This is a genomic window from Streptomyces sp. NBC_00358, assembly GCF_036099295.1.
Classification (GTDB): Bacteria; Actinomycetota; Actinomycetes; order Streptomycetales; family Streptomycetaceae; genus Streptomyces.
This window is the reverse complement of sequence record NZ_CP107976.1, coordinates 8,459,731-8,474,882: the sequence shown is the minus strand read 5'-3', so window position 1 is coordinate 8,474,882 and position 15,152 is coordinate 8,459,731. Positions and strand designations below refer to the sequence as shown.

The 15,152-nt window shown below is 71.9% G+C and carries 16 protein-coding genes and 1 pseudogene; 8 read left to right on the top strand and 9 right to left on the bottom strand.

The genetic code is table 11. The features are described from left to right. Positions 1-105 precede the first annotated feature (105 nt). Positions 106-801 carry a PP2C family protein-serine/threonine phosphatase gene (locus tag OHT01_RS36255; RefSeq protein WP_328557349.1) on the top strand — a complete coding sequence of 232 codons (696 nt, stop codon included), beginning with the start codon at positions 106-108 and terminating at the stop codon, positions 799-801. After that, positions 780-872: pseudogene (locus OHT01_RS40275) on the top strand (hypothetical protein); the annotation flags it as partial. The gene OHT01_RS36255 and the pseudogene OHT01_RS40275, both read left to right, overlap by 22 nt. Before the next feature lie 7 nt (positions 873-879). Here OHT01_RS40275 and OHT01_RS36250 read toward each other — a convergent pair. Beyond that, on the bottom strand, positions 880-1,023 hold the full coding sequence (locus OHT01_RS36250; protein WP_328557348.1) for a hypothetical protein: 144 nt from the start codon (positions 1,021-1,023) through the stop codon (positions 880-882). 97 nt (positions 1,024-1,120) lie between these two features. Then, complete coding sequence (locus tag OHT01_RS36245; protein WP_328557347.1) at positions 1,121-1,603, bottom strand: VOC family protein; 483 nt, start codon at positions 1,601-1,603, stop codon at positions 1,121-1,123. Positions 1,604-1,827: 224 nt separating this feature from the next. On the opposite strand from OHT01_RS36245, the gene OHT01_RS36240 reads away from it, so the two are divergent. The 3 genes from OHT01_RS36240 (at position 1,828) to OHT01_RS36230 (ending at position 4,557) form a co-directional block, all read left to right on the top strand. After that, complete coding sequence (locus OHT01_RS36240; protein ID WP_328557346.1) at positions 1,828-3,027, top strand: epoxide hydrolase family protein; 1,200 nt, start codon at positions 1,828-1,830, stop codon at positions 3,025-3,027. Positions 3,028-3,299: 272 nt separating this feature from the next. Then, positions 3,300-3,953: an ATP-dependent Clp protease proteolytic subunit gene (locus tag OHT01_RS36235; protein WP_328557345.1), complete on the top strand. Its 654-nt coding sequence runs from the start codon at positions 3,300-3,302 to the stop codon at positions 3,951-3,953. Position 3,954: 1 nt separating this feature from the next. Further along, on the top strand, positions 3,955-4,557 hold the full coding sequence (locus OHT01_RS36230; protein WP_328557344.1) for a ClpP family protease: 603 nt from the start codon (positions 3,955-3,957) through the stop codon (positions 4,555-4,557). A gap of 26 nt (positions 4,558-4,583) precedes the next feature. Here the strand turns inward: OHT01_RS36230 and OHT01_RS36225 are convergent, their stop codons facing one another. Continuing rightward, positions 4,584-5,114 carry a helix-turn-helix domain-containing protein gene (locus tag OHT01_RS36225; protein WP_328557343.1) on the bottom strand — a complete coding sequence of 177 codons (531 nt, stop codon included), beginning with the start codon at positions 5,112-5,114 and terminating at the stop codon, positions 4,584-4,586. 118 nt (positions 5,115-5,232) lie between these two features. Then, on the bottom strand, positions 5,233-6,540 hold the full coding sequence (locus tag OHT01_RS36220; RefSeq protein WP_328557342.1) for a DUF6777 domain-containing protein: 1,308 nt from the start codon (positions 6,538-6,540) through the stop codon (positions 5,233-5,235). Between the two features lie 162 nt (positions 6,541-6,702). Between OHT01_RS36220 and OHT01_RS36215 the strand changes: the two genes are divergently transcribed. Then, on the top strand, positions 6,703-7,998 hold the full coding sequence (locus tag OHT01_RS36215; RefSeq protein ID WP_328557341.1) for a streptophobe family protein: 1,296 nt from the start codon (positions 6,703-6,705) through the stop codon (positions 7,996-7,998). A gap of 74 nt (positions 7,999-8,072) precedes the next feature. On the opposite strand, the gene OHT01_RS36210 is transcribed toward OHT01_RS36215, so the two are convergent. The 4 genes from OHT01_RS36210 to OHT01_RS36195 form a co-directional block, all read right to left on the bottom strand. Further along, positions 8,073-9,071, bottom strand: a complete 999-nt coding sequence (locus OHT01_RS36210; protein WP_328557340.1) for a serine/threonine-protein kinase — start codon at positions 9,069-9,071, stop codon at positions 8,073-8,075. Positions 9,072-9,105: 34 nt separating this feature from the next. Beyond that, on the bottom strand, positions 9,106-9,954 hold the full coding sequence (locus OHT01_RS40270; protein ID WP_443043490.1) for a hypothetical protein: 849 nt from the start codon (positions 9,952-9,954) through the stop codon (positions 9,106-9,108). A 6-nt stretch (positions 9,955-9,960) separates the two neighbouring features. Further along, positions 9,961-12,303 carry an ABC transporter ATP-binding protein/permease gene (locus OHT01_RS36200; protein WP_328557339.1) on the bottom strand — a complete coding sequence of 781 codons (2,343 nt, stop codon included), beginning with the start codon at positions 12,301-12,303 and terminating at the stop codon, positions 9,961-9,963. A 68-nt stretch (positions 12,304-12,371) separates the two neighbouring features. Continuing rightward, positions 12,372-12,782 (bottom strand): hypothetical protein, encoded by a 411-nt coding sequence (locus OHT01_RS36195; protein ID WP_328557338.1) that lies wholly within the window; start codon positions 12,780-12,782, stop codon positions 12,372-12,374. A 355-nt stretch (positions 12,783-13,137) separates the two neighbouring features. On the opposite strand from OHT01_RS36195, the gene OHT01_RS36190 reads away from it, so the two are divergent. Together OHT01_RS36190 and OHT01_RS36185 are read left to right on the top strand one after the other, a co-directional pair. Continuing rightward, positions 13,138-13,515: a nuclear transport factor 2 family protein gene (locus tag OHT01_RS36190; protein WP_328557337.1), complete on the top strand. Its 378-nt coding sequence runs from the start codon at positions 13,138-13,140 to the stop codon at positions 13,513-13,515. Between the two features lie 107 nt (positions 13,516-13,622). After that, complete coding sequence (locus OHT01_RS36185) at positions 13,623-13,910, top strand: DUF1905 domain-containing protein (RefSeq protein ID WP_328557336.1); 288 nt, start codon at positions 13,623-13,625, stop codon at positions 13,908-13,910. A 200-nt stretch (positions 13,911-14,110) separates the two neighbouring features. On the opposite strand, the gene mgrA is transcribed toward OHT01_RS36185, so the two are convergent. Further along, complete coding sequence (gene mgrA, locus OHT01_RS36180; protein WP_328557335.1) at positions 14,111-15,103, bottom strand: L-glyceraldehyde 3-phosphate reductase; 993 nt, start codon at positions 15,101-15,103, stop codon at positions 14,111-14,113. Positions 15,104-15,152 lie beyond the last annotated feature (49 nt).

Here is a 15,152-nt window from a genome sequence, read left to right as displayed (position 1 = left end):
TGAACGGTTGCGCTGTTCACGCTAGCCAGCCTTCGCGGGGGCCGCGCGCCGAGGAACCGACGGCGCGGCGGCGCTGGTGAACGACCGCCCGCCGGAGGGCCGCGCATGCGGGCGCACCGCCCCCGTACGGGGATGGAGCCGGGCGGTTGCTGCGCTGGAGGTGCGACGGCGGGCCGGGGCGGTGAGGACACGGCGGGCGAGGCGGTGCCGTCCGACGCCCTGGGGGACGCCATCGAGGCGATCGGCACGTCGGGCACGCACTGCGCGGCGCGTCTCGCGGCCGTGCACCTCGGCCACTCCCGACGGCACGACAGCGTCCGCGGCACGGTCCTGGACCTCCAGCGGGCGCTGCTCGCCGAACCGGGCCGTCCGCATCCGAATCCCGTCCTCGCCACCCGCCATCTGCCGGCCGGGGGCGGCGCTCTGGTGGGCGGGGACTGGTTCGGGACCGTGCGGGTGCACTTCGGCCGGACCCTGCTGGTCGGGGGCGACGTGATGGGCCACGGGCCGGACGCGGCGGTCGGCCTGAACGCGTACCGCTCGATGCCGCGCTCTGTGGCCTCCACGGGCCTGCCGCCGCACCGGGTGCTGCGGCGGCCGGACGCGGCGGTAGCCGAGGACGGCACCCGGTGTCCGGCCACCTGCCTGCTCGTCCGCGTCGATCCCGCCCGCGGCACGGCGGCGATCGCGGGTGCCGGGCATCTGCCTCCGGTGCTGTTCGCCGGGGACGGCTCCGGTGAACTGCTGCCCTGCCGGTCGGTCCGCCCCTGGGCACGGGGGTGGGCGACCATCGGCAGGTGACCCGCCGGCTCTCCCCCGACGACACCCTGGTGATGTTCACCGACGGGCTCGTAACGCCGCGACGAGGACATCAGCGCATCACTGGCACGGCTGACCGCGCTGCGTCCGCCGCCAGGTGCGGGGGTCGACGAGCTGCTGGACCAGGTGCTCGTCCAGCCCGACGCCCGGCACGCGGAGGACGACGTGACGGTACTGGCGGCCCGGATCCGCACCCGGAACCACCCGTCCTGAGGCGCGCCCGGGACCCGCTACCAGAACGCGCTCCCGGCTCCCGCTCCCGGGTGCCGAGGCGTCCGCCGACCGGCCGCGCCCCCGTGCGCTACTCCCCCGCGAACACCTTCTCCAGAGCCGCGATGTCCAGCTTGGACATCTGGAGCATCGCGTGGAACGTGCGGCCCGCCTTCTCCTGGACCGGGTCGCTGATCAAGTCGATGAGCCGGACGGGGACGACCTGCCAGGAGAGTCCGTACTTGTCCTTGAGCCAGCCGCAGGGGCCCGCCGAGCCCCCGTCGTCGATGAGCCTGTTCCAGTAGTGGTCCACCTCCTCCTGGTCGGCGCAGTCGATCTGGAAGGAGATCGCCTCGTCGAAGGTGAACTGGGGGCCTCCGTTGAGCGCGACGAACTTCTGGCCGTTGGCCACGAACTCGGCGGCCAGCACGGAACCGGCGGGACCGGGCCCGGCCTCCGTGTAGTGGCCGACCCTGCCGAGCCTGGAGTTCTTGAAGACCGAGACGTAGTAGTTGGCGGCCTCCTCGGCCTGGCCGTCGAACCACAGACAGGTGGTGAAACCGTCGGCGGGCATGCGTACCTCCTCGGAGAGGGAAACGTCGTCACATCTGTCGACTGATCCTGGTCCGAAAACTCATCTGTCGCGCGCGCACGCACCTGGGGCACCTGGGGCACCTGGGGCACCTGGGGCACCTGGGGCACCTGGGGCACCTGGGGCACCTGGGGCACCTGGGGAGCGTCTCCGGCGCCGGGAAAATCCCTGTCGGTCCCGCCTCGCGCGGACCTAGCATCCGCGGAATGACCTCCACCGGCCCCCGGGGCATCCACCCCTTCCGTATCGGCTTCCCGCAGAGCGACCTCGACGACCTGCGCCGACGTCTCGACCACACCCGCTGGCCGGACGAACTGCCCGGAGTGGGCTGGGCCTACGGAGTCCCGAAGGACTACCTCAAGGAGCTCGTACGGTACTGGCGGCATGTCTACGACTGGCGCGCGGCCGAGGAACGCCTGAACGCGTGGCCGCAGTTCACCACCGAGATCGACGGCGCGCGACTGCACTTCGCGCACATCCGCTCACCCGAACCCGGAGCGACCCCGCTGATCATCACGCACGGCTGGCCCGGGTCGATCGTCGAGTTCACCGATGTCGTCGGGCCGTTGACCGATCCACGCGCGCACGGCGGCGATCCCGCCGACGCCTTTCACCTGGTCGTGCCGAGCATTCCCGGATTCGGGCTCTCGGGGCCGACGCGGGACACCGGATGGGAGTTCACCCGTGTGGCCGCAGCCTTCGCCGAGCTGATGGAACGCCTCGGATACCGGCGCTACGGCGCACAGGGCGGCGACTGGGGCGGGGCCGTCTCCCGCGAACTGGGCCGCGCCTACCCCGACCGGGTGACCGGCGTCCACCTCAACCTCCTGCCGGGTTCGTCCGCCGTCACCGAACCGACCGCCGAGGAACTCGCCGCGCTGACCCCGGACGAGCGCGAGCGCACCCTCGTCTCCTGGCGGCGCGGCCAGGAATGGAACCGCGAGGAAGCCGGATACGCCGCGCTCCAGGCCACCCGGCCGCAGACGCTCGCCTACGCCCTCACCGACTCGCCGGTGGGTCAACTCGCCTGGATCGCCGAGAAGTTCCGGCAGTGGACGGACTCGGAAGACCGTCCCGAGGAAGCCGTCGACAGGGATCTGCTGCTCACGAACGTCATGCTGTACTGGCTGACCGGCACGGCCGGTTCGTCCGCGCGGATCTACTACGAGCGTGCCCACGCGGCCTATTGGGGCACACCGCCCGGACCGTCGACCGTGCCGACCGCGCTCGCCGTGTTTCCGCGGGAGAACTTCGTCGCGCTGCGCCATGTCGCGCAGCGCACCGACACCATCGTCCGCTGGACCGAGTTCGACCGGGGCGGGCACTTCGCCGCGATGGAGGAACCGGATCTGCTGGTCGCGGACATCCGGGCGTTCTTCCGCCAACTCGTCGGCCCGGCCGGGTGAGCGGCGGACCCCACTCCGCACCCGGCCGTCTCGAAGCGGGCGGAGGGGGCGGTCCCCGCCGGAGCGCAGCTCGTCCGGGGCGCGCGTCACGGGCGCGCGTCACAGGCGTGGCGAGCATCCGCGGGACCGCCCCGGGGACGGCGTCGGACGGCGAGCCGTTCCGCTCTGCCGACAGCGAATCTGCCCCGGGCAGAGAAAGCCGGAGCGGCGCCGTCGGCGGACCGAGAGTGGAGTCAGCGGCGAAACCCGCCGCGTCACGACCAGGAGGAACCATGACTCCCCTCATCACCGGCCGGTATCCGGCCCGCGCGGCGCGGGCCGAGGAGGGCGACACCCCCGCGACCCGCTTCGACGACCATCTGGCCGCGCAGTTGCTCGCCCAGCGGATCGTCTTCCTCGGCACCCAGGTCGACGAGGTCTCCGCGAACCGGGTCTGCGCCCAACTGCTCCTGCTGTCCGCCGAGGACGCGCGCACCGACATCAGCCTGTACATCAACAGTCCGGGCGGATCGGTGACCGCGGGACTCGCCATCTACGACACCATGCGGCTGATCCCCAACGACGTGTCCACACTCGCGATGGGATTCGCGGCGAGCATGGGGCAGTTCCTGCTCAGCGTGGGGACGCGCGGCAAGCGGTTCGCGCTGCCGAACGCGCGGATCATGATGCACCAGCCCTCCGCGGGCATCGGCGGCACCACCGCCGACATCGAGATCCAGGCCCAGAACCACGAGTTCACCAAGCGGGCCATCGAACGGATCACCGCGGAGCACACCGGCCAGACCGAGGAGACGGTCTCCAGGGACGGCGACCGCGACCGCTGGTTCACGGCCGAACAGGCCAAGGAATACGGCATGGTGGACCGGGTCGTGGAGTCGCTCGACGATGTCCGCCCGGCCGCGTCACGGCGACGGATGGGGCTCTGACATGGGTACGTACACGATTCCGAACGTCGTCGAGCGGACCCCGCAGGGCGAGCGGTCGTACGACGTCTTCAGCCGGCTCCTCTCCGAGCGGATCATCTTTCTCGGCACGGAGATCGACGACGGCGTCGCCAACGTCGTCATCGCGCAACTCCTCCACCTGGAGTCGTCGAGCCCGGAGAGCGAGATCGCGATCTACATCAACTCGCCCGGGGGCTCGTTCACTTCGCTGATGGCGATCTACGACACGATGACCTTCGTGCAGGCGCCGATCTCCACGTTCTGCGTCGGGCAGGCCGCCTCCACGGCCGCGGTGCTGCTTGCCGGGGGCGATCCCGGACGGCGGTTCGTCCTGGAGCACGCGCGCGTGCTGCTCGGCCAGCCCGCCAGCGGCGGACATCAGGGCACGGTGTCCGACCTCAGCCTCCAGGCCAAGGAGATGCTGCGTATCCGCTCGCAGGTCGAGGAGGTCCTCTCCCGGCACACCGGCCACGACATCGCCACCCTGCGCGCGGACATGGACCGCGACAAGATCTTCACGGCGCGGGAGGCGGTGTCGTACGGGCTCGCGGACGAGATCCTGAGCCGACGGCTGGCCGTGCCCTGACCCGAACCACCCCTGGCGCGCGGGCGTCAGGCGGCCAGGCACATGCCGTCGTACCGCGAGACAGTGGTCGAGGCCGGGGTCTGGGTCGAGGTCGAGCCGGAGCGGCGCCGGCCGGACACGGTCCGGGAGTGCCGGGTCAGCTCCCGCTGGGCCAGCGACAGGAGTTCGGTGAGGCCGAGGCCCAGGGCGCGCGCGGCGGCCGCGAGGACTTCGGAGGAGGCCTCCTTGCGGCCGCGCTCCACCTCGGAGAGGTAGGGCATGGAGATGCGGGCCGCGTCGGCCACGTCCTTGAGCGTGCGCTCCTGGGCCAGCCGCTCGCGGCGCAGGACATCGCCGACGAGGTCACGCCACAACGGCTCCTTGCCGACGGGGGCGGCGGGAGTCGCCGTCCCCGGGCGCGGCGCGAGGACCGGCGGCCGTGCTGACCGAGCCGGGGTGTCGGCGTCCGCCGGAGTCCGGGAGCGCTCCGGTGCCACCGGGCGGGTCCGGGAACCCTCCGGTGCCGTCACCGGGCGCAGGGCAATGACGCGGGCTTCGTTCGGCGTGTGGTTGCTCACCTCTTCAGCCTAGGAGCGCCGGGCCGTACGGGAAGGGACCGGCGTTCCGCTCTCGGTGAATCGGCGGAACGCCGTTGCTCACGCGGAGGAGGTGACGGCGCGGGGACAGGGCCGCCGGCTACGTCGTCAGATCGGCGGGAGCCGAACCTGACTCCGGAGCCGAACCGGACGCGGGAGCCGAACCTGACTCCGGGGCCGACTCCGTCGCGGTCGACGGGGGCTCACTCGACGGGGTCTGCGGCTCCGCCGAGGACGGCGACGAGGAGGACGGTTCGGAGGAGGACGACGACGAGGGCGAGGAACTCCCGGACGACGAGGTCGACGGGCACGGAGTGCCGGGCGAGGAGCACGGCGAGGCGGAGCCCGAGACGCTGACCGACGGCGAGGGGTTCACCGGGGGGTGGGTCTTCTTGTCGTGGTGCACGTTGTCGCCCCGGTGCCGGGCGATCCACTCGTTGTTGTCCGGGTCGAAGATGACGAACACATTGATGATCGTCGTCGAGGGTGCGACGACCACGACGTTCTGCGAGCGGTACGACGGCCACGAGTCGCCCGTCGGCTTGGGTGTGCCCGTCTGCGGGACGGGCGCGAGCAGCGGGTTGCCGCACGCGCAGCGAACCCGGGGCACACCGCGGGCGTCCACCAGGACGGCGGTGCCGGTCTGCAGGACGGCCTGGTAGCTGGTGGGGGCGCCGTTGCGGTATCCGTGGTTGGTGACACGGGTGTCCATGCGCAGTTGTACGGGGGTCAGCGAGCGCAGATACGCGGGCACCGCGGTCGGCTGGATGCCTTGCACCGAGGCGAACGCCTTGTTCTTCGCCGGGTCCGCCTGGAGCGCGGTGATCTGCTTCTCCACATCGCAGCTGGAGACGTTGCGGGTACCGCCGTAGAGGCCGGGCGCGTTGCCGCTCACGGCGCGTGTCGCGTTGGCCGGCGCCGACTGGGCCGGGGTCGCGGGGGTCTGGGGCGCGGTGGAGCTGTCGTTGGCGGTCGACTCGGTGAACGGGTCGGGCCCCGTCTTGTCCGCGGACTGCAGGAAGACCTCACTGCCGGCGTTCTTGGTCCCGCCGCCGCTGTTGGTGAAGACCAGACCCAGGATCACCGCCGCCGCGACCACACCGGTGATCAGCGCGACCCGCGGCGCCGACCGCCACCAGGGCCGATCGGGTCCGCCGCCCGGCGCTCCCGGCCCGGTGGCTCCACCGCCGGGCCCGGAGGGACCGCCCGCGCCACCGCCGCCCGTGCCACCGCCGTCCCCCGATCCGCCGCCCGTGCCACCGGCTCCGCTTCCCGCGCCGGACGCGCCGCTGGGCGGTCCGGCCGGCGGACGGTCGACGGGCTGGGTCGGGCTCGGCTGCGTCGGGCCCGACAGGGGGCCCGAGGGCGGTCCGGTGGGTCGGCCGGAGGACGGCGGTTCGGCGCTCACGAGCTCTTCTTCCCGATGGAGGGATGTCGTGGCGCGAGGGTTCTTTGCGCCGTTTTCTTACACAACGACCCCATTGTGTGCTCCGGTCCGGCAATGCCCGCAAGCCGACGCGGTCGGCCCTCCCGAGGGGCGGACGGTGTCGGTGCTGCTTAGCGTGGCAGCGTGAGTCCACAGACACCGTCCGCCGCTCCGGCCGACCACAGCGGTGCCCGTGCGGCCGCCCGTCACGGCTGGGTCCAGGCCCTGGTGGCGGTCCTGGCCGGGCTGGTCGTCATGGGGGTGGTCGCGGCTCTCGGACTCTGGGCGTCCGGCGCCACCGACCTCCCCGACAACGCCTACCCGCGGGTGGTCGCGGCCACCCTCGTGACGGCCGTCGGCGGCACCGTCGAGTTCACGGGCGACGCGGGCGCGATCGCCGAGACCAAGGCCGGGCTGACCGTGATCCCGCTGTCCGTGACCCTGGCCGGGGCACTCGTCCTCGGAGCGGGATTCCTCCGGCCGCTGCGGCATCGCGCGGTCGCCGGGGCGAGGGAACTGGCCGGCTGGGCCGGACGGATCGCCGTCCTGTGGGTGCTCGTCCTGATCGGGCTGGCGCTCGCGGCCCGCCAGACCTTCCAGGTCGATCTCGGGAACGGCACCATCGGCGCCATCGGAGACCTGTTCGGCGCAACGCCCGAGGTGGGATTCAAGGCCGACATGGCGCAGACCCTGGTCTTCGGAGTGCTGTGGCTCGTGGGGGTTCTCGTGATCGCGCTGCTGGTCGCCCGGGGCGCGCCGCTCCCGGCCCGGCTGCTGCGCTTCCAGGAGTCGGTACGACCGGCCGCGTACGCCATGGTGCTCCTGCTGCTCACCTGCGTCGGCATCGGCGCGGTGATCGGACTGGTGGTGGCGGCGACCCGCGGCCACGCGGCCGAGACGTTCGCCGTGATGCTCCTCGGTCTGCCCAATGTCGTCTGGCTCGCCTTCACGATCGGGCTCGGCGCCACCTGGAACGGCCGGGTCGACGGGCCGTTCGGGCTGCCGATGCCGCACCTGCTGGACGAGGTGCTGCGCACTCCGGACATCTCCGCGGTCAATCTCCGCACGCTCTCCGACTACGACGGCAGGATCTGGTGGCTGGTGGTCATCGACGCCGTCCTGCTGCTCGGGGCCGCGTTCCTGATGGCGGCCCGCTCACCGGCCCGGGTTCGCGCCTGGCAGCACGCCCTGCGCATGGCGCTCGCGCTGGCACTCACGGTCCTCATGATCTGTCTGCTCGGCCGGATCTCGGCGCACTACGGCCTGTCGATCCTCGGTCTCGGTGACATCGACGGCGGCCTGAAGGGGGAGATCTTCCTGAAGCCCCAGGTGTGGGGTGCCCTCGGCTTCGCCGTGCTGTGGGGACTGGTCACCGGTCTCCTCGGCGCGCTGCTCGCGAAGGGCGTCCGACGCCGGGGCGAGGTCGGGTCGGCCGGCTGACACCGGCCGGGTGCCGGTCCCCGCGGAGGGCTCCCCCGTGGACACCGGGGCGGACGGACCTGCCGGCGGCCGCGTCAGCTCCGGAACACCGGCCCGGCCCATTCCGGCGGCTTCGGCGGCGGACCGGGGTGACCCGGTGCGGCCTCGGCGTCCGCCCGCGACCCCGCGCCCCCTCCGGTCACCGGACCGCGTGCGGCGATCCGCAGAGCGCTGACGAACGCCAGGCACGAGTCGTACCGGTCGTCGGGACTCTTGGCCAGCGCCTTCGCGAGGACGGCGTCGACCGCGTCCGGGATGTCGGGGCGCTTGGTGGTCAGGGCAGGTGGCTGGTCGTACTGGTGGGCCCACAGCAGGGCCATGTCGTCGTCGCGCTGGAAGGGCGGCTTGCCCGCCATCGTCTCGTAGACGACACAGCCGAGGCTGTAGACGTCGCAGCGTCCGTCGACCGGCTTTCCCGAGATCTGCTCGGGTGCCACGTAGTCGAGGGTGCCGACGAACTGTCCGACGCTGGTGAACCCGGTCAGCGACAGGGACTTCTTGGTCAGCCCGAAGTCGGTCAGATAGACGTGCTCGGGGTGGTCGCTGTCGGTGCCCTGGGCGACCAGGATGTTGCCGGGTTTCACGTCCCGGTGCACCAGGCCGTGATCGTGGGCCGCGTCGAGCGCGGAGGCGACCTGCAGGCCGATCCTGGCGGCCACCGTGACCGGCAACGGCCCCTCGCGGTCGAGGAGATGACGCAGGTCGCGTCCGGCGACGTAGCGCATGGCGATGTAGAGGACTCCGTCCGTCTCGCCCGCCTCGAAGACGGGCACGATGTGCGGGTGGTCGATCGCGGCGGCCACCCGTGACTCGTGGGTGAAGCGGCCGCGGAACGTGTCGTTGCGGGCGAGTTCCGGGGCGAGCAGCTTGAGGGCGACCGTGCGGTCCAGGCGCAGGTCCTTGGCCTGGTAGACGACGGCCATCCCGCCGCGGCCGATCTCCCGCTCGATCCGGTAGCCCGCGATCTGCCGTCCGATCAGATCGGAGGGCCGCCCCGAGAACACGCTCATGTCACGCCCGGAGCCTTCGTCCATCAGCCGTCACCCCGGCCGCGCCCGGCGCCGCCCATCAGTCCTCGCCCCGGTCGTCGCCCTCGAAGGTGACCAGGCGGGTGGGTTCGTGCCCGCCGGGAGCGGGTTCCCGCACGATCCGCGTCGGTTCCGCCTCGTGCTCGTGCGCCTTGCGCGGCGCAGGCTCCCGCTCCTCGTCCGGGCCCCGCTTCGGCCCTTGGCCCCGGTCCGGGTCCTGCTCCCGGCCCCGTCCCTGATCCCGCTCCTGGTCCTGCCCCTGTCGCTCCCGGTCCCGGTCTTGATCGCGGTCCTGGCCACGGCCCGGCTCGGGGTCCCGGGCGCTGTCCTGGTCCCGGGCACTGTCCTGGTCCCGCGCCCGGCCGGGCTCCCGGGGCTGCCGAGCCGTCACCGGTCGCGCGGTCGCGGGGGCGCGGTCGGCCGCGAAGGTGCTCAGCCGTGTCCCGTCGCAGTACACCCACCGCTCGTGCTCCCCGTCGTACAGCCACAGCGACTCGCCGTCGACGACCACGCCGATCCGGCTGCCCTGCGTCCGGGCCCGGAAGGTCTCCGCCTCCAGTTCCCCGGAGGCCAGTCCCTCGGCCGCCTTCCGGTAGTCCGTGAGCGCCTCCTCGACCCGGGCCAGCAGCGGGCGCGGATCGGCCGTGCGGGCGAGCGGCCGGGTCGCCGCGGGCGGTACCTGCGGTACGGCGACCAGCAGGCGGCCGTCGACCCAGGCCGACCAGCCGTTCGCGCAGACCACCCGCCCCCAGTCCCCGAGCCGGTCGACGAGCTCGACCGGCAGCAGCGCGTCGAGGGGTGCGGTGGGCCGGGACGGGTCAGGCGACTCCCAGGCGGGCAGCCCGTCCTGCGGCACGACATGCGTGGGACGGAAGTCGGGGCTCGTCATCGGCGCCTACTTCCGCATGACCGCGGGCTCGTGCCGCCGCAGCAGCCGGGCGACCAGCCAGCCGAAGACGACGGAGAGCACGATCAACATGCCCATGTTGAGCAGCCAGACGCCGGTCGAGTGCCGGAACAGCGGGTCTCCGGTCAGGTCCCCCGGGACGATCCTGGCGAGGCCGATGGTCCCGGCCATCGCGCCCAGGGCCCAGCGGGAGGGCACCAGCCAGGACAACTGCTCGATGCCGGGCACTCCGTTCAGCTTCAGCAGAGCGCCACAGAACACCACCTGGACGATGGCCAGCAGCACCAGCAGCGGCATCGTCACCTCCTCCTTGCGCACCACGGCGGAGACCAGGAGGCCGAGCATCATCGCGGTGAAGGCGAGCAGCGCCACCGCCAGGGTGATCTCGACGAGCGGTGGCATGAGAACGCCTTCGCCGCCGGGGGCGTTGAGGTCGACGCCGAACAGGGCGACCAGGGTGAGCACGACGGCCTGGAGGACGGTGATGGCGCCGAGGACGACGACCTTGGACATCAGGTAGGCCGATCTGGACAGACCGACGGCCCGTTCTCGCTGGTAGATGGTCCGTTCCTTGACCAGTTCGCGCACCGCGTTGGCCGCGCCGGTCAGCACGCCGCCGACGCACAGGATGAGCAGCGCGTTCATCGCGGTGTCCCGGGTCAGCTTGCCGCCGGCCAGCGCCCGCGCCATCGCGCCCATCACGAACGGCAGGGCGATCATGATGGCGAGGAAGGTCCGGTCGGCGCCGAGCGCGGCCGCGTAGCGGCGGACCAGGGTGCGGAGCTGGGAGCCCCAGCTCTGGGCCTTGGGCGGCGGGCCGACGAGCGCTCCGGTGGCCGCGTCGGGCAGTCTCGGCTGCGAGGTCGACCTGTCGATGTACTGGCCGTGGAACGGCGAGTCCCTGTACTCCCCCGCCCAGTCCCGGTCCGTGTCGCGCTCGAAGGCTTCGAACGCCTCCGGCCACTGCCGGTAGCCGAAGAAGGCCAGGGTGTCGTCGGGCGGCCCGTAGTAGGCGACCTTGCCGCCGGGGGCGAGGACCAGGAGCCGGTCGCAGACGTCCAGGCTGAGCACGCTGTGGGTGACCACGATGACGGTACGGCCGTCGTCGGCGAGGCCGCGCAGCATGTGCATCACCGAGCGGTCCATGCCCGGGTCGAGTCCGGAGGTCGGTTCGTCGAGGAAGAGCAGGGACGGCTTGGTCAGCAGCTCCAGGGCGACGCTCACCCGCTTGCGCTGGCCGCCCGACAGACTGTGGATGGGCTGGTCGGCGCGCTGTACCAGGCCGAGTTCGCCGATCACCTCGTCGACCCGCGCCCGGCGCTCCTCCTTGGCCGTGTCCTGCGGGAAGCGCAGTTCGGCGGCGTACGTGAGCGCGCGGCGGACGGTCAGCTGGGCGTGCAGGATGTCGTCCTGCGGGACGAGTCCGATGCGCTGGCGCAGTTCGGCGTAGTCGCGGTAGAGGTCACGGCCGTCGTAGAGCACGGTGCCGTGGTCGGCGGGCCGCTGTCCGGTGAGCGCGTTCAGGAGCGTCGACTTCCCGGCGCCGCTCGGGCCGACGACGGCGAGCAGACATTTCTCGCCGACGGGAAAGGACACCTGGTCGAGGAGTGTCTTGCGGCCCTTGTCCACCTCGACGACGAGGTCCTGCACGTCGAGGGAGACCTCGCCGCTGTCGACGTACTCCTGCAACTGGTCGCCGACGAGGCAGAACGCCGAGTGTCCGATACCGACGATGTCACCCGGCGTGACCGGGGCGCGCTCGACCGGCTGGCCGTTGAGGAACGTGCCGTTGTGGCTGCCGATGTCGACGATCTCGTACGTGCCGTCGGGACGGGCCAGCAGTTCGGCGTGGTTGCGGGAGACGATCAGGTCGTCGATGACGAGATCGTTGTCGGCGCCGCGGCCGATGCGCACGGTGCGGGAGGGCAGCGGACGTACGGTGGTGGGCTGCCGGAAGGTGCCGGTGGCGGCGGGCATGGAGACGGACGAGGGGCGCTCCGCGGCGGGTGGCGGGCGTCGGACGAGGACCGCGCGCGGGCCGTCGGCGGGACTTCCGAAGCGGATCACGCTGCCGGGTCCCACGCCCCACTCGTGGACGCGCCGGCCGTCGGCGTACGTGCCGTTCGTGCTGTTCTCGTCCTCCAGCGTCCAGTGATCGGCCTGGGGCCGCAGCACGGCGTGGTGCCAGGAGACCCGGACGTCGTCGATGACGACGTCGCACAGCGGATCACGCCCGACGTGGTAATCGTGATCCGGACTCATCACCGTCGAGCCCGCCTCGGTTTCGAGGACGAGCTCGGGTGCAGTCGCCGCGACGGGCCTGTCTGCCATGTCAGAATTCTAACGATTCGCCCACATGTGCGCCTGATCTGCGCGGTGCGGCCCGGCCTCGCGAACGGTCAGGCGGCGGAGATGCCGAGCACCGCGGCGGTGCGGTGCATACGCAGCGCGTCCACCGATTCCGCGAGCAGTTCGTATTCCGTGGTGTCGTCGTTGGTCGATACGCGGACGAGCTTGCCGGCGGCCAACTCCTCGGCGACCAGCTCCTGTTGCTCGGAGTCACCGCACCAGGCGCGCAGCATCGTCGGGACGTCGGGGACGCTCTCCCCCACCGGGGCGATGGAGTTGGGCGGAAAAGTCGGGTCCTCCGGCTGCGGATCGAGCCGTTCGGCCATCCAGGCCGCCCGGTCCCGCATCCACCACAGGGCCAGTGCGAGGGTCGGCGCGCGATAGGTGCCCAGGGGTACGCCGACGCGCTGACCGCCACATATTCCGTACGCGGTGACATGGCACAGGAATTCGTCGTGCACGATCTTCCCCCATTGGCGTCGCTCGTCGCCGGTCCGGCCTCACTTTCCCTGCGGCTCGTGTGCGGTGCACCGTGCTGGTGCGCGGGCGTGGCTGAATTGCCCTACTGATTGAGTATCGTCACTACTGACACACTGTCACCATGTGATTCCAGCCAGTCTCTTGGCATATTCACCGCCGGGTTTGGCCGAAACGGCATCGACGGCATTCCGGCCCGAGCCCACGGCATGACCCGCGAGGTAATCGACGCCACGAGCGCCGCCCGCCACTGTGGTCGTACCGCGTCCCGGAGCGGCACGACGGCCCCGGACGCGGATCCCGACCATGGATACGTCCCCCGATGGAGGCTGGTTCATCATGTCCGCGAACACCGAACGTCACGAGACCGCGGTCACCCGGTACTTCGAGGCCTGGAACGCGGGCGGAGGCGACACGCTGGCGAAAGCGGTGGCCGCCGCCTGGACCGCGGACGGAAGGTACACCGACCCGCTCGCCGACGTCCGCGGGCACGAGCAGATCGCGGCCGTGATCACCGCGGCACACGAGCGGTTCCCGGGTTTCACCTTCCGTCCGCTGGGTGAGGTCGACGGCCATCACGACACGGCCCGCTTCGGCTGGGAGCTCGTCGACGAGTCGGACGGCTCGGCGCCCGTCGCCGGATTCGACGTGATCGTCCTGGACGGCGAGGGCCGGATCCGGAGCGTGCACGGTTTCCTGGACCGCGTCCCGGCCTGAGCCGGGCCGCGGCAGGCCTCCCGGCCTCCCGCGATGAGTTTTTCCGCTCCCGGTGGTCTCTTGAAGAGGAAGACCATCGCAGGACGACACCGGGCCGGGAGGACCACATGAGCACGGCGAGCAGGCTCGACACGGAATTCACCGCGGTGCTGCGCAAGAGCCCCGAGACGGGCGGCTGGACGTACGTGGTCTGGCCCGAGTCCGTCGCGTTCTTCGGAACCCGGGGACTGGTCAAGGTCAGCGGCACGATCGACGGCCACGCCTTCCGCAGCTCCTTCATGGCACTCGGCGACGGCACCCACAAGCTGCCGGTCAAGGCCGACGTGCGCAAGGCGATCGGGAAGGAGGAGGGCGACACGGTGACCGTACGCCTGGAGGAGCGGATCACCGGGTGACGGCCGACGGGGCGGCGGAGACCTCATCGGGGTGGACGTCCGCACCGGGACAAGGCCCGCGCGGTCGGCACGCCCGCGGCACGGGCGGTCGGAGGGCCGCCGCCCGCGGGGTCCCCGAGGCGGGCGGCCGCCTCAGGGACCCGGTGAGCGCCCGACGGCCCACCCGGCCGCGGTAGGTCCCGCTCCTCGACCTTGCGGTCCTACACGCTGACCACGGCGTCGATCCCGGCGAGCTCGTCCTCGGTGAACTCCAGGTTCCCGATGGCCGCCACGCTGTCCTCCAGCTGCCGCGGGCTGCTCGCGCCGATCAGGGCGGAGGTCACCCTGCCGCCGCGCAGGACCCAGGCGAGGGCGAGCTGGGCCAGCGACTGGCCGCGGGACTTGGCGATGTCGTCGAGGGTCCGCAGCCGGGCCACGAGGTCCTCGGTGACCTTGTCCGCGCTCAGGAACGGGCTGTCGCTCGCGGCCCGCGAGTCCTCCGGGATGCCGTCGAGGTAGCGGCCGGTGAGCAGGCCCTGCTCCAGCGGCGAGTACGCGATGGAACCCACCTGGAGCTCGTCGAGCGCGTCCAGCAGTCCCTCCTCCTCCGGGCGGCGGTCGAGCATCGAGTAGCGCGGCTGGTGGATCAGCAACGGGGTTCCCAGCTCGGCCAGGATCCGGGCGGCCTCGCGGGTCTGCTCCGCCGAGTAGTTCGAGACGCCGACGTACAGCGCCTTGCCCTGCTGGACGGCGGAGTGCAGGGCACCCATCGTCTCCTCCAGCGGAGTCTCCGGGTCGGGGCGGTGCGAGTAGAAGATGTCGACGTAGTCGAGGCCCGTCCGGCCGAGGCTCTGGTCGAGCGAGGACAGCAGGTACTTGCGCGAGCCCCACTCGCCGTACGGGCCCGGCCACATCAGGTATCCGGCCTTGGTCGAGACGATCAGCTCGTCGCGGTGGTGCGCGAAGTCGGCCTTGAGGGCGTCGCCGAGGGCGGACTCGGCGGCGCCGGGCGGCGGGCCGTAGTTGTTCGCCAGGTCGAAGTGCGTGACGCCGAGGTCGAAGGCGCGGCGCAGGATCGCGCGCTGGACGTCCACGGGCCGGTCGGGGCCGAAGTTGTGCCACAGACCGAGCGACAGCGCGGGGAGCTTCAGGCCGCTGCGTCCGGTGCGCCGGTAGGGCATGTCCGCGTAGCGGTCGGGATGCGGGGTGTACAACGCGTACTCCTGGGGGCAGGGGAATCAGATCTCCACTGTCGCTCGATCC